This is a genomic window from Vibrio sp. 970, assembly GCF_033339075.1.
Map to the genome: position 1 here is coordinate 287,174 of NZ_JAWOTW010000004.1, position 13,174 is coordinate 300,347.

Annotated in this window: 11 protein-coding genes; 4 read left to right on the plus strand and 7 right to left on the minus strand. The window is 43.4% G+C overall.

What is annotated here, in order from left to right; all coding sequences use genetic code 11:
- Positions 1–78: 78 nt before the first annotated feature.
- The 4 genes from panP to R7Q11_RS08340 all read right to left on the minus strand — a co-directional run bounded on the left by panP (position 79) and on the right by R7Q11_RS08340 (position 4,630).
- Positions 79–1,725: a pyridoxal-dependent aspartate 1-decarboxylase PanP gene (gene panP / locus R7Q11_RS08325; RefSeq protein WP_025766849.1), complete on the minus strand. Its 1,647-nt coding sequence runs from the start codon at positions 1,723–1,725 to the stop codon at positions 79–81.
- Between the two features lie 211 nt (positions 1,726–1,936).
- Positions 1,937–2,449 carry a hypothetical protein gene (locus R7Q11_RS08330; protein WP_017634875.1) on the minus strand — a complete coding sequence of 171 codons (513 nt, stop codon included), beginning with the start codon at positions 2,447–2,449 and terminating at the stop codon, positions 1,937–1,939.
- 208 nt (positions 2,450–2,657) lie between these two features.
- Positions 2,658–3,563, minus strand: coding sequence for a lysine exporter LysO family protein (locus tag R7Q11_RS08335; RefSeq protein ID WP_005378011.1), 906 nt, complete (start codon positions 3,561–3,563; stop codon positions 2,658–2,660).
- A 146-nt stretch (positions 3,564–3,709) separates the two neighbouring features.
- Positions 3,710–4,630, minus strand: coding sequence for an HDOD domain-containing protein (locus R7Q11_RS08340; protein ID WP_005378009.1), 921 nt, complete (start codon positions 4,628–4,630; stop codon positions 3,710–3,712).
- 369 nt (positions 4,631–4,999) lie between these two features.
- Here R7Q11_RS08340 and R7Q11_RS08345 point away from each other — a divergent pair, with 369 nt between their 5' ends.
- Positions 5,000–5,587, plus strand: a complete 588-nt coding sequence (locus R7Q11_RS08345; RefSeq protein WP_005378007.1) for a TfoX/Sxy family DNA transformation protein — start codon at positions 5,000–5,002, stop codon at positions 5,585–5,587.
- A gap of 193 nt (positions 5,588–5,780) precedes the next feature.
- Here the strand turns inward: R7Q11_RS08345 and R7Q11_RS08350 are convergent, their stop codons facing one another.
- The 3 genes from R7Q11_RS08350 to R7Q11_RS08360 all read right to left on the minus strand — a co-directional run bounded on the left by R7Q11_RS08350 (position 5,781) and on the right by R7Q11_RS08360 (position 9,055).
- Positions 5,781–6,329 carry a hypothetical protein gene (locus tag R7Q11_RS08350; RefSeq protein WP_005378006.1) on the minus strand — a complete coding sequence of 183 codons (549 nt, stop codon included), beginning with the start codon at positions 6,327–6,329 and terminating at the stop codon, positions 5,781–5,783.
- Between the two features lie 291 nt (positions 6,330–6,620).
- The gene (locus R7Q11_RS08355) at positions 6,621–7,118 is read right to left on the minus strand and encodes a response regulator (protein ID WP_005378005.1); all 498 of its coding nucleotides are present in this window, start codon (positions 7,116–7,118) and stop codon (positions 6,621–6,623) included.
- Positions 7,115–9,055 (minus strand): ATP-binding protein, encoded by a 1,941-nt coding sequence (locus R7Q11_RS08360; protein ID WP_025998638.1) that lies wholly within the window; start codon positions 9,053–9,055, stop codon positions 7,115–7,117. Before R7Q11_RS08360 ends, R7Q11_RS08355 begins: the two co-directional genes overlap by 4 nt.
- Positions 9,056–9,241: 186 nt before the next feature.
- Between R7Q11_RS08360 and R7Q11_RS08365 the strand changes: the two genes are divergently transcribed.
- From R7Q11_RS08365 to R7Q11_RS08375, 3 genes are all read left to right on the plus strand, one after another.
- On the plus strand, positions 9,242–10,510 hold the full coding sequence (locus R7Q11_RS08365) for a DUF945 family protein (RefSeq protein WP_225466352.1): 1,269 nt from the start codon (positions 9,242–9,244) through the stop codon (positions 10,508–10,510).
- 137 nt (positions 10,511–10,647) lie between these two features.
- Entirely contained in the window at positions 10,648–11,742 is a 1,095-nt protein-coding gene (serC, locus tag R7Q11_RS08370; protein WP_031781349.1) for a 3-phosphoserine/phosphohydroxythreonine transaminase, read from the plus strand.
- Between the two features lie 83 nt (positions 11,743–11,825).
- The gene (locus tag R7Q11_RS08375) at positions 11,826–13,157 is read left to right on the plus strand and encodes a D-serine ammonia-lyase (protein WP_053349523.1); all 1,332 of its coding nucleotides are present in this window, start codon (positions 11,826–11,828) and stop codon (positions 13,155–13,157) included.
- The last annotated feature ends 17 nt before the right edge of the window (positions 13,158–13,174 follow it).

The window sequence follows — 13,174 nt, forward strand, 5'->3', positions numbered from 1 at the left end:
CGCTAGTCGCACGATAATGATGTTTGAGTTACATCAAAACGAAAAAAAATTTCAAATTGATGTAACTCGATCTGGCTGTTAAGACGATTGAATATCAACAACCAGCTGTTGAATTCTTTTCATCAAATTTGGTGCTTGCTTGGCGATTTCGCGTTGTTCATCAAGCACTGAGCTCAAAATTTCTTTTGTGGTCAGTGGATTTGCCAAAACCACTCGAAACACTATCGTATTCATGCGTTGCCATTGGTCTGGGTTCAGTCTTGTACGTGAAACGAACGATTTGCCCGTTTCGCGCTGACGCTTTTGAATAAACTGTGTTAACTCATTGATCAGCTCATTCAGTTGTTCTTTTTGTGAGCCTTCTGCTTGTGCTAATGCTTCACGGATGAATGGCGGCAAATAACGGTATGTGAGCAGACAAAGCTCTGGTTCAGAAACTAACTCGAAATCATCTTGCTGTTTGATTAAATCCGCAAAGTATCGAGCTTTTTCAATGCTTTGGTCAATCAGAAGCTCGTAACCTGGGCGACTTATGATGTGCATTGCGGCGTAGACCAACATCGCCATGCCCGAACGTGAGCCTTCTAGTGTATGGCTGCCTAGGTCTTTTGAACCTTTGCGCAATATATATTGAGCGTGATGCTCTATGGATTTCATTGCGTCAGGGTCTTTGAACAGAACCATACCAGCGCCCATCGGGATATAGAGCTGCTTGTGTGCATCAATAGTTACTGAGTCTGCCATTTCCACACCTTTAAGAAGATGACGGTGATGGTTAGACATCAGTGTTGCGCCACCCCATGCGGCATCCACATGGAAGTGACAGCTGTGAGCTTGGCAGACTTCAGCGATTTCAGGCAATGGATCAACATTACCTGTCTCTGTTGTGCCAGCCACACCAATAACAGCAATAGGCTTGATGTTTTGTTTTTCGAGCTCAACAATTTTCGCTTTCAGGTCGTTGACAATAATACGGTTGTTGGCATCGGTTTTAACCGCAACCAAGCCCTCTTGGCCTAGCCCTAATACATCGGCTGCTTTCTTAAGGGAGTAGTGACCACGCTCAGACACTAGCACCGCTAAGCCATCATAGCCATAGTGCTTCATGGCTTTAAAAAGGCCTTCCTTTTCAACGCCTTTAAATGAGCCATTGGCTCTTAACGCTTTGTTACGTGCTACCCAAAGCGCAGTGATATTGGCAATGGTGCCGCCGGAACAAAATGCGCCTAATGAGTGGTTTGCACTGTGCATCCACTGATTGTAAAACGTATCATTCTGACCATATATCAAGCGATGCAGCATACCCAAAACTTGACGCTCAAGTGGCGTAAAGGCTTTGGAAGTCTCTATTTTTACCAGGTTTTGGTTTAAGGCGATCATGATCTTTGACAGTGGCATCAAGAAATAAGGCAGTGCCGATGTCATATGACCAATGAAGCTTGGTGAAGATGTGTGAACTGAGTGCGACACCAAAGTGTCGAGTAAGTGCTCTGTATGATCTGACACGAACTCTGGCTGCTCAGGAATCTGAGCAGAAGAAAAGTCTTTTTCGATTTCGCGTAAAGGCTTTTCTTCTGCCACGATGTGTTCACGAAGAAATTGATTTAGATTTCGCGAGAGGCTCTCGTCAATTTTAGTTAACGTTGAGTCCGGACCTTCTGGGACAGTGAAGATCTTTAGCAAGCTCTCAAAGCTAACATCAGCGGTTTTTTGTTCCTTAACCATAGCAAAGAATCTTTGTAGTTATTTTGGTAATGCGAGCGGCACAATCTAAACTAAAACGGGCGCAAAGTCCCGTTTTAATTGTTGAAACCCAAGTTGTAGAAATGAAAATTTTAGGTGAAGGTTACGATATTCACATTAAAAAATTCTAGATTGAGTACGTTAAAACATTCTAGTGTTTTTGAATGCTAATCAACGACTAATGCGAGCAACCTTAGTCACATTTCTGCTTTTCAATCTTTTCTATTGACTGATTGTACTTATTAAGTGCGGTATCAATTTGTTGGGGATGACTAAGCAGATCAGCGAATGCTGAACGAAGCTCGTAGTTTTTGGGGTGGTTAGTTGATTGACGGTCGCTAAATGTCTGTTTTGCAACTTCACCTAACTTATCGCTTCGGGTCGCTAACTGCTTAACGTCATGTTGCTCTAGTTTTAACCATGCTTCGATTGGCTGTTCCGTCGCAACGCGGCTAGGGTCGTTCTCTAGAAAGTAGTGAACCGCTTCGCGGTTTAATTCAAAGTGATGTTTACGTCCATCCAAGAACCATTGACTCACTTCTTTCAGATCTGGATATTGGGTAACCGTCAAATCAACAAGATCTTGATACCACTGTAGTGAGGCATCGACGTAGCCATCGTATTTGCTAGCAAGACATTGTTGATCTGCGGCAAGCGTAAAAGTTGAGCTTGTAGCGAGGAGCGCTGCAACGACAAAGCGTTTCATTCTTCTTCCTTCTGGTTGTTATCCCTTTATTAACGCAATGCACATCAGTTGATGTTTCTCCCTTCTTTCTATTTGGTCGTGACAAATCGTTGGGCTGAATGACGAAAAGAAAGAGGGGTCTTGCCAAAAAATATTGACCACTTTGACGTTAACTGGGTATTTAAATTTTTGCCGTATTGTAATGGATGTTAAAGCGAAAACCTGAGATCTAGCTAGCAAGTGATACAAAGAAAAGCATCATAACTGGTACCAATAAACTCAAAATAAAGCCGCTAACGATAGCAACAGGAACACAACGCACACCACCGGTAGTTTGAATAACGGGTAGGGTGAAGTCCATTGCTGTTGCACCGGCATAACCAATTGCGGTGCACGGATAGCTACGAATAAAGAGAGGAATGGCAACCAGTGCGACTAACTCTCTCATCAATTCAATCAAGAACGACGCGCCACCAAATACCGGACCAAAAGCGTCACCCATTAAAATACCTGCGAGTGAATACCAGCCAAAACCTGAAGCCATTGCGAGTGCTTGATAAAGAGGAAGATCCAAAAGCACCGCTGCAAGAACGCCACCAAGCATACATGTTGCGATGACAACAGCCGCAATGGCCATTCCTTGTTTATTTAATAGGATTTGACGCAGAGTAAGTCCACTATTGCGCAGCTGAATACCAATAAAAAATAGAAGTAGAAAGAGTATCCATTCGCTTGCTGTATCTACCCAACTCAAATCAATGGGTAACAGCAGGCCAACCACTAACCCTCCGCCAACGACCACGATAAGCTTAACTGACTCTAAAGCCATCGAAGATAACGGTAGCTTCTTTTGATTCTGATTGGTCTGGAGTGGAATAATTTTATCAATAATAGGCAGAGCCAACAGGTTGCAGGCACTTAGACACAAAAAAAACGTACTCGCATAGAGGAGAATACTTTGTAAGTTGCTGCTTAAATTATCGAGCGCCGCCAAACTAAGACCCATCAACGACAAAATGACGTAAATAAGGTAGGACGTTGACTGATTGATCTTCTCCAATAACGAAGATCGAGATATAGGAATTAGATACCCCACCACAAGCGGAGCGAAAATAAATAGCATCCCTGAGAACATAAAGCTCAATGATTCCTTTTTGAGATAACATCAACACGCATAAATCAAATTATCTATCGGTTGAAATTAGAGACATTTCACCACACACAGCTCAGCCTTGAGCGAATCGTTTTATCGCGGATAAGGTATTATCAGAAAGCGATAAATTACAAACCGCTAGCATTGAGTACAGCACGGATTTGATCATTGAAGTCAGTATCACTCATGTTACTAAGTTCATACAAGACTTCTGCACCAGTTAAGTTGAATTCAACTTCATGTTCGTCAATGCGTTCATCGTGATTGCGGAACATCAATAAATGATGCGCAATTCTAGCGATGTCGAGATAACTCACTTCTGGTCGCGTTAACTCGTATTTTTCGTTTGAGGATACTTCTCTGAAGTCGTTGTCAAACCCCCAACGCTCAAGTACCAGTTTACTTGTGGCAGAACAACGTGTTTGGAAGATCTGCAATGCAATATCTGGGTCTAAGTAATTGCCCCTATCTAAGTACAAGTGGTACTCATTAATTAGGCAAAATAACCCAATATCGGCTAATAGACCGACCAATAACGCCTTTTCTTGCTCTAGATGACCATAAGTGCCTGGCTCGTGGCTACGAAACGATTGAACCAACATCACCATGACGGCACCGAGCTCACGCGATATCGCTGCACTCTTCACCAAGATGGCATTGCATTCTTTAGTGAGATTAACTGAGTGTTTAAGTTGCTCGATCGCTTGTGCGGTAACAATATCACGTACACGAAGTATTCCGAGACGAGATACCGCTGTAGTTAAGTCGTTGCAGGTGATATTTCTGCGATTGAAAATCACAGAGTTAGCGACTCGTAAAACGACCGCTGCTAATCCGGGATCTTCCAATAAACAGTTAGCAACATCGGCAATCGTGGTGTGTTCTTCGACACATAACTGCTGAATTTTAAGCACGACATCAGGAATAGGAGGTAACGAAATCTTACCCGTGGCGATGGACTGTTCTACCAGCTGAGCAAACTCGGATTCCAGTGCGTTTATAAGCTTATCTTTATTATTTGGCAGCCAAAAAAATGATAAATGTTCCATTGTGACGCTGTACTTGAGATCTTTCGTACAGTGTACCCTTACAGCGTATTCTTTATCAATTAAATGCGTATTATGTGCCCGTAATTGCCAGCGAGATCATAATGATGGCGTGTTTTAGGCATGCTATGCGTCAAAAAAATATCACCACACAAACAATAAGTGTGAAACTAATCACGTATGCAGAATTTATACTTTTTTATATGTGACCTATGTCCTAACTTATTTTTCAACGTTAAGTATGATTAAGCAAGTTGGTGAGCACAACTCACAAAAATATCGCCAACAAATCGACATTTATAATTCGCTATAAGCTGCTGTTTATCTGGTGACATCGCTAATCGGGGTAATTTATTCAGATTAAAGAGGTCAATGGACATGACAGACCAAGCTTTTTTTAAATATGTACGCACCTTCAGTGAGTACCAAAAACGTTCTATGTTCGGTGGTATTGGTTTATTCACCGATGATGCTATGTTTGCGCTTGTCAGCAATGATTGCTGCTACTTACGTGGTGGTAATGGGCTAGATGAAGTGTTTACTCAACTGAGCTGTGAGAAGTATAAGCACGTCAAAAAACAGACGACGGCAACCGTAAATTATTATGATGTAACCGATTTATTCGAATCCGGATATGTAGGGCTTGATGAACTGGTACAGAAATCAATTGAATACTCAATTAAGGAACGGAAATATCAAAAGTCCTCTGCCAGTAGACGCTTAAGAGACTTACCCAACATGCAACTAACCCTTGAACGTATGGTCAAGAAAGCCGGTGTTGATGACGTAGAAACCTTTTTAGAACTTGGACCTGTAAAAGTCTTCAACAAAGTTAAAACGGCTTACGGTAATGATGTTGATGTAAAGCTACTGTGGAAATTTGCTGGTGCAACTGATGGCGTACATTGGAAACTGATCCAAGAGCCGCGTAAAAAACAGTTATTGGCACTGTGTGACTAAGCGAAGCTGATCGCACAATGATTGACTCGTTTCGATGGAGTTAGCGGGTCGTAAAGGCAAGTGTGAAAAGCGGAAAAAGGACGTTGAAGTTTTTTACCACTTCATTGAGTTAGTCATTAAATTAGACAAAAAAACCGAGGCAGAGACCTCGGTTTTTGTTTTTTTAATCTGCTCTTTTCTTATAGCACAAATCTTAAAACTTAAAACGCGTAGTGAACATTACCTGATCACCGTAAAAATCGTTGATACGTGCTTCAGCACCCAAAGAGAAAAGCTCTGTTGAGTGGAATCGAGCGTAGGCAGAGCCAGTCCAATCGTCATCGTTATCGATAGAAACGTAGCCGACTTTGCCGCCTACTTCTAATTGAGGGCCCAACCATTGGCGAACACCTAAGTTAAGCTCCATACCAACATCTGTGCTGCTCTCATTCGAAGGTTGCACAACGCGCATTAGCATTTCACCAGTAAGATCTGCCCAGTTGTTTAGCGGAGAATGGAAGCCAAAGCCTGCAGCTGAGTCAAAATCACTTTCAAACTCAGAGTCAATACGAGCAATAACATGCGCGTTCGGGTGAATTGATTTGCTGAATCCAGCACCAAATGTCACAGGACTTGCGCCAATACGTGCTTCGAAATAGTCGTAGCTAAAGTTGCTCATAGTTGCTGGCGCATTGCGATCGTTTGCAGCTAGGGCATGGCTTGATGCCACTAGTAAGGCAGCGGCTAATAGTGTTTTACGCATAACTAACGATAAACCTTGTTCATTATTTCCATGGATTCAAGCAACCACTTGAACCGTAATCTGATTTGTCCGACATCATAATAAAAAGGAAGGTCCACGACCAACAAAAATGTGTCGATGTTTTGTCAATTAACTTAATAGTTCCTTGGTTTAAGCAAAAACTACGCCATATACGTAGTGTCCGAGAATTTCACTCGGACAAGTAACGATGTTTTTCTAACCTCATTCGACTATGCGAGGTTAGGTGGTGCAATGAGCATCGTTGAGTTCAAGTTAGAACCAAACACTTTATTACTCGCCAAAGCTTGCTCTTCTTTCTGCCATGGCGTTGAGGATTGCCTCAGAATCAAGGATTTGAGTCCAGGATAGCAGGTTATCATCATTCTCAATCACAAACGCGGTAAGCTGAGACACGATTGCTTTTCTCAATGCTTCACCTTTCCAAGGTTTGGCAATGTAATAATCGAGACTCGCGTTATTTACGGCTTCTACGGTGTCTTCCAAACCAGCTTGTCCTGTGAGTAAAACTTTGCGCGCTGCTTTTGTGTCACCATTTTGACTGAGTTCGATTAAGAAGCTGATCCCAGTTTGTTCCGGCATAATGTGGTCACATAAAATGAGCGCAAGCTGAACTTCTTCTTCCGCCATCTCCTCAATCACTTGCCGAGCTTCAGTCACCGATTCCGCTCCTTCGACGACAAAGTTCTCCTCGAAGGGAGCAAGATCTTGGAGCACGCTATCCAAGACTTCTCGTTCGTCATCGACACATAAAATTAGATACTTGGTCATGTTTCATCTCCTTCTTCGATGACTGGTAACCAGACGGTCATTCGTGTGAACTGGCCGATCTCTGATTCGACGTCAATCCACCCTCTGTGTGCTGTTACGATTTGCTGGCAGATGGACAGCCCGATGCCTAAGCCAAAATTACCTTCTTTTTTTGTGGTGAAGTTCAGCTCGAAAATGGCGTCTCTTTGCGATTCAGGAATGCCACATCCATTATCTTCAAATGAGATAACGGCATAATGTGTGTGCTCTTTTTCTACAAGGCGTGTTTGTATGTTTAACACACCTTTCTCTGGAAATGCGTCAATGGCGTTAGAGACCAAGTTCGTCCACACCTGTTGGAGTGCGATCGGTTGACAAAGGATGGAAGGCAAGTTTGCATAGTCGGTTGAAACTTGGTGCATTTTTAATTTGTTCTCGAAAATCACCAAGGTGTCTTCAATGCCCTCATGAATATCGGCATAGTGCAGGGTCTCATCATCTGACCGAGCATATCCTTTCAGGCTTTTTACCATATCAGCAATTCGTGCTGCACAGACATTAATTGAGCGAAGTGTAGAACCTGCTTTGTGGTATTGCTCTAGTGTATTGAGAGCATGATAAGACGCTTGCTGCTTTCTCGTTAGTTGGGTAAGTAGCTCGTGATCGGATTCTAAACCAAGGCTCACCACTTTCTTTGCCAACGCTCGGTCTGGAAGAGTATGGCTAAGCGCTTTTACGCGTGATCTGAGCTCGGCGGTTGAAGCGGGTTTTGAGGTTTGCGCTTTGTTCAGTAATTCAATGCCTTTGGTTTGTATATCGGAACTGGGCGCATCGTTAAGTAATCGTTCTAGCGTATGCGTTAAATTCTCTACGCCCCTCAATATCGCGGCTACTGGATTGTTTAGTTCGTGGGCTACTCCCGCAACCAATTGACCAAGCATCGCCATTTTTTCTCTTTCAATGAGCTGCTGGTGGGCTGATTCTAAAGATTCGAGCGTTTTTTGAAGTTGCAGTTTGGTGTTGATGCTTCTTTGCAATCGGCGGTTGAAGTGGCGTAAAAGCAAGTTTGTAAAAAGAGGCAGTAAGTTTGAGTCGCTTTGCATCACTTTATTGAATACGTTGCGATCGAGTTTGATAACTTCTGTTTTGGTTAGTGTTAGAGCTGTCGAGAAAGAACATTCCCCAGTAACAAACGACATGCCTCCGACAATATTCCCTTTGTTATGGCGTACAACCTCTCGCTGCATGCCTTGCTCATCGCGCTTGTACAGAGCCACTTCACCTTCGGTGATAAACCACAAAAAGCAATTTGGCTCGCCTTCCACGGTTAATAAGTGTTCAGGTGAGTATGTACGGCAAGCTCTTGTTTCGTCATTATCTTTGAAAAATTGCTGGAGAGCGGAGATCACTTGCTCGGCTAACTCGGCATCAGACATCGAGTGGTAGTCGTGTAAGAATCCGGCTTGATAATGGCTCATCTGGTTATTGATGTGCGCTCGCAACAAGCTGTGATGATCCAATATCTGACTGTAACTTAGCAGGTCTTCTTTGCCATTTCGCAAGATAAATTGGGTCAGCTCTTTTTGCACTGTGTTAAATAAGACGTGATCTGGCAAAGGTTTAGTGAGGCAGTGGTCGAGCCTGCCCTCATTAACGGCAGTGAGAATTGCCTCTATATCAGACGAGCAGCTAATAAGAATTTTTCTTGCTTGCTCGGTATGTGGCATCCGGTCTAAACCAATAAGAAAATCCACGCCGTTAAAATGAGCGTGATGGCTCGCTATAACTAAAGCAACAGTCTGTTCTCTTTCTTCTAGATACTCTAAAGCGCTTTGAGCCTCTTCTATCGATTCGACAGAAAAAATATCAAACTTACTTGAGAAGGCAGACAGCTCCAATCGAAACTGTTCAGCACTGATTGGGTTGTTGTCGAGACACAACACAGCATAACGATTCACAGATGTTTTAGCTCCGGTTAAAACTTCGCCACGCAAACTTTAACAATAAAAGGACATGATGAGTGGGAGCCAAGTATGATTCCTGATTAATGGACTAGAATAAGCATCAATAGTCTGATTTGTCTCAATGTTTTCTCCGCAGGTGGTTTGGGGTAGACTGACCGAAAATATCTAATAAGTGACGTTATGCAAAATCTTAAAAAAATCGGCGCCATTGGTGGTGCTATCTCATTAGCACTGTGTTGGCCATTGGCTGTCGGACAAATTGGTCAGTCCATCATTGAAGATGGTATTACCAATATGAATGATGAAATGATTAAAGGCGAAGTGGTCGAATATCAGCGTGGCTATTTGTCTTCAGTCGTGCTGACTCGTTATTCAGTTGTTGATCCTGAGCTTAAAACGCAGTTAGAGCGTGATGGTATGCCAACGACGTTTGACGTAACCAGTGATGTTAGCCACGGTCTAACAAGCCTAACAGCAGATTCAAAATTGGTGGACAATGACTTTTTGCCTCTCACGATGCATAGCCAGACTCAACTAAATGGCAATACAGCATTTATCCTCGACCTAGACAGTTGGCATTATCGTAACGAAGCGCAAGGCGTTTCTGTTTCTACAAGCCCTGCAAAAGTAACAGGTGATGTGACGGTATTGGGTGATCTCAATTACCAAGTTTCCGTTCCTTCTGTTCAAGTGGATTTTGAAAACGGTGAAGAGCTTCATCTGAATGCATTGACAGGGCAAGGTAAAGGAAAGCAAGCAAAAGGCTACTGGTTAGGCGAGCAATCTTTCTCTCTAGAGAAGCTAGATGTGGTTGATGCGAACTTAACGCATGTCTTTTTGATTGAAAATGCGAGCTACCGTGGTAACACTACGATGAGTGAGTCTGGTGATAAGCTGAACAGTCAATTAAACCTAGATGCTAAGAAACTACGTTTAACTGATGGGACGGATGTCGATAACTTTAAGTTGGATTTCTCAATTGCAGATGTGGATAGCCAGTCTTTTGATCAAATTATGTCTATCTATCAAAGCTCTCCTATGTTAGATGAGCAGGAAATTGCGAATTTATTGCCGCATGTCGATACGCTGTTTAGCAAAGGTTTTGATTTATCCGTGAACGAGCTTTCACTCGCGTTCGGTGACGGCAAGTTCCACAATGAGTGGCAACTATCCATCCCTGAAGGTACTGAGCATATTACTCAAGATCCAATGAAGTTGGTGACGGCCACTACTGGTGAACTTAGCACTTACTTCTCTGATGAATTAGTAACGCATTACCCATTTATTCAAGAAGGGATTGATGAGCTCCTTATTATGGAGTTGATCGAAAAAGTAGAGGGCGGTTATCAATTAAAAGCAGAAATTGGTGAAGGCAAATTGAAGTTCGAAAATGGGCATGAGTTCCCATTGGTGGCTCTACTTATGCCTGCTTTGATGCAACAACAGTAATTCGTGTTGTTGCGAATTTGTTCCAATTCAACGCTTAGTCTTTAAAAAGAGGTCGTAAGACCTCTTTTCTTGTTTTTATCACTGCGAAAACGTGATATTAATTTCGTAATATTTACATAGCAGGAGCAATGAGCATCATGGAACAAAATACGGACAACGTATTTAACTTCAGTGCAGGGCCAGCAGGTCTGCCTAAAGCAGTTATGCAGCAAGCACAAAAGGAACTAATCGATTGGCAAGGTCTTGGCACTTCGGTCATGGAAATCAGCCACCGAAGCAAAGAGTTCATCAAAGTTGCAGAAGAAGCCGAGCAGGATTTACGTGATCTTCTGAATATTCCGGACAACTATAAAGTGCTGTTCTGCCAAGGTGGTGCTCGTGCTCAGTTTGCTGCTGTTCCTCTAAACTTACTTGGTGATGCCGATACGGCAACTTACATCGATGGTGGTTATTGGGCTGAAAGCGCGGTAGCTGAAGCGAAAAAATACTGCGAACCAGACGTGTTTGATGCAAAAACAGAAATCAACGGGAAAGTCGCGGTTCTACCTGCAAGTGAATGGAAAATTGCTCCAGAAGCGGCTTACGTTCACTTCTGTCCAAATGAGACCATTGATGGTATTGAGATTAACGATCTTCCTATCACCGACAAACCGATTGTTGCTGACATGTCTTCGACAATTCTTTCTCGTGAGATCGATGTGTCTAAATACGGTGTGATTTACGCGGGCGCTCAGAAAAATATTGGTCCTTCCGGCATTGCTATTGCTATCGTGCGCGATGATTTATTAGGTATGGCGAAGCAGGTTCTACCAAGTATCTTGGATTACACTGTTTTGGCAGAAAAAGAATCAATGTTCAACACGCCACCAACCTTTGCATGGTACCTGTCTGGTCTTGTTTTCAAATGGCTGAAGGCACAGGGCGGAGTAAAAGCGATTGAGCAAGTGAACCGCGCTAAAGCCGCGCTACTGTATGATTACATCGATCAGTCTGATTTCTACCGTAATGGCGTGCACTCAGCGAACCGTTCTTTGATGAACGTTCCATTTCAACTTGCTAAGCCTGAACTGGATGCAACCTTCCTTGAGTTAGCAGACTCTAAAGGGCTGAAAGCGCTAAAAGGTCACCGAGCAGTTGGTGGTATGCGAGCATCCATTTATAACGCAATGCCGCTTGAAGGCGTTCAAGCGTTAGTAGACTTCATGCAAGAGTTTGAGAAAAACTACGCGTAAGCTCAAACTGATAGTTGTTCTCCAAAGCGTCGCTATTGCGGCGCTTTTGTTTATCTCAACTCACATCATTCCAGGAAGGTAAAATGACCAAGGCAAATATTGAAGCGCTGACTAAGCAGTTCCCACTCTTGGCTGCACTTATTGATCTTGAAGAGGTTTGTTGGTTCAACCCCCATATCACTTCCTTGGAGGAAGGCTTACCTCATGTCGGGTTAGATGAAAAAGATATTCAAGCGGCGAGTGAACGGCTAACACGATTTGCGCCTTATTTGATGAAAGCGTTTCCCGAAACGGAAACGTCGCGTGGCGTTATTGAGTCCGCAGTGGTGGATATTCCCAATATGAAAGTGCGTTTGGAGCAGCAATACGACACGCCAATATTGGGCCATTTAATGCTCAAAAAAGACAGTCATTTGCCAATTTCTGGTTCGATCAAAGCGAGAGGTGGTATTTATGAAGTGCTCACTCATGCAGAAAAGTTGGCGTTTGATGCCGGCTTGCTCTGTGAAAGCGATGATTACAGCAAATTGTTCAGCAATGAGTTTCGGCAGTTTTTTAAGCAGTACAGTATTGCGGTTGGCTCAACCGGCAATCTTGGTATGTCCATCGGCATCATGAGTGCGAAGCTGGGTTTTTCAGTTTCAGTCCACATGTCTGCGGATGCGCGGGAATGGAAGAAAAATAAGCTCCGGTCACATGGTGTTAATGTCGTAGAGCACCAAGAAGATTATGGTATTGCTGTCGAGCAAGGTCGTAAAGAGGCAGAAAAAGATCCCAACTGTTTCTTTATCGATGATGAAAACTCACGGACGCTGTTTCTAGGTTACTCTGTTGCGGGTGAGCGTCTTAAGCAGCAATTTGATGACTTGGGAATCGTGGTTGATGAGCATCATCCATTGTTTGTTTATCTTCCTTGTGGTGTTGGCGGTGGACCTGGTGGGGTGGCATTTGGCTTGAAGGTAGCATTTGGCGAGCATGTCCACTGTATTTTCGCAGAGCCAACGCACTCACCGTGCATGCTGTTGGGCGTACATACAGGCTTGCATGACGATATTTCGGTACAAGATTTGGGTATCGATAACATCACCGCCGCTGATGGTTTGGCAGTCGGGCGTGCCTCGGGATTTGTCGGAAGAGCGATGGAAAGGCTACTTGATGGTTTTTACACCATTGATGACGCTCGTATGTATCACCACTTGGGTGAGTTAAGTGAACTGGAAGGTATTAATCTAGAGCCTTCTGCATTAGCCGGTATGATTGGTGCAGTGCACGTCTCGAATAACCATGCTTACCAGTCTCGAATGAAATTTGACGAAGAAAAACTCAAAAACGCAACACATCTTGTTTGGGCAACAGGTGGGGGCATGGTTCCGGAAGATGAAATGGCGGCTTATCTCAAAAAATCTGGTCGGTAAATCAGCACTGTATACGT

Coding starts and splice junctions, on each gene's coding strand:
- panP (WP_025766849.1), bottom strand. CDS start 1,725: ATGGTTAAGGAACAAAAAACCGCTGATGTTAGCTTTGAGAGCTTGCTA.
- R7Q11_RS08330 (WP_017634875.1), bottom strand. CDS start 2,449: ATGAAACGCTTTGTCGTTGCAGCGCTCCTCGCTACAAGCTCAACTTTT.
- R7Q11_RS08335 (WP_005378011.1), bottom strand. CDS start 3,563: ATGTTCTCAGGGATGCTATTTATTTTCGCTCCGCTTGTGGTGGGGTAT.
- R7Q11_RS08340 (WP_005378009.1), bottom strand. CDS start 4,630: ATGGAACATTTATCATTTTTTTGGCTGCCAAATAATAAAGATAAGCTT.
- R7Q11_RS08345 (WP_005378007.1), top strand. CDS start 5,000: ATGGACATGACAGACCAAGCTTTTTTTAAATATGTACGCACCTTCAGT.
- R7Q11_RS08350 (WP_005378006.1), bottom strand. CDS start 6,329: ATGCGTAAAACACTATTAGCCGCTGCCTTACTAGTGGCATCAAGCCAT.
- R7Q11_RS08355 (WP_005378005.1), bottom strand. CDS start 7,118: ATGACCAAGTATCTAATTTTATGTGTCGATGACGAACGAGAAGTCTTG.
- R7Q11_RS08365 (WP_225466352.1), top strand. CDS start 9,242: ATGCAAAATCTTAAAAAAATCGGCGCCATTGGTGGTGCTATCTCATTA.
- serC (WP_031781349.1), top strand. CDS start 10,648: ATGGAACAAAATACGGACAACGTATTTAACTTCAGTGCAGGGCCAGCA.
- R7Q11_RS08375 (WP_053349523.1), top strand. CDS start 11,826: ATGACCAAGGCAAATATTGAAGCGCTGACTAAGCAGTTCCCACTCTTG.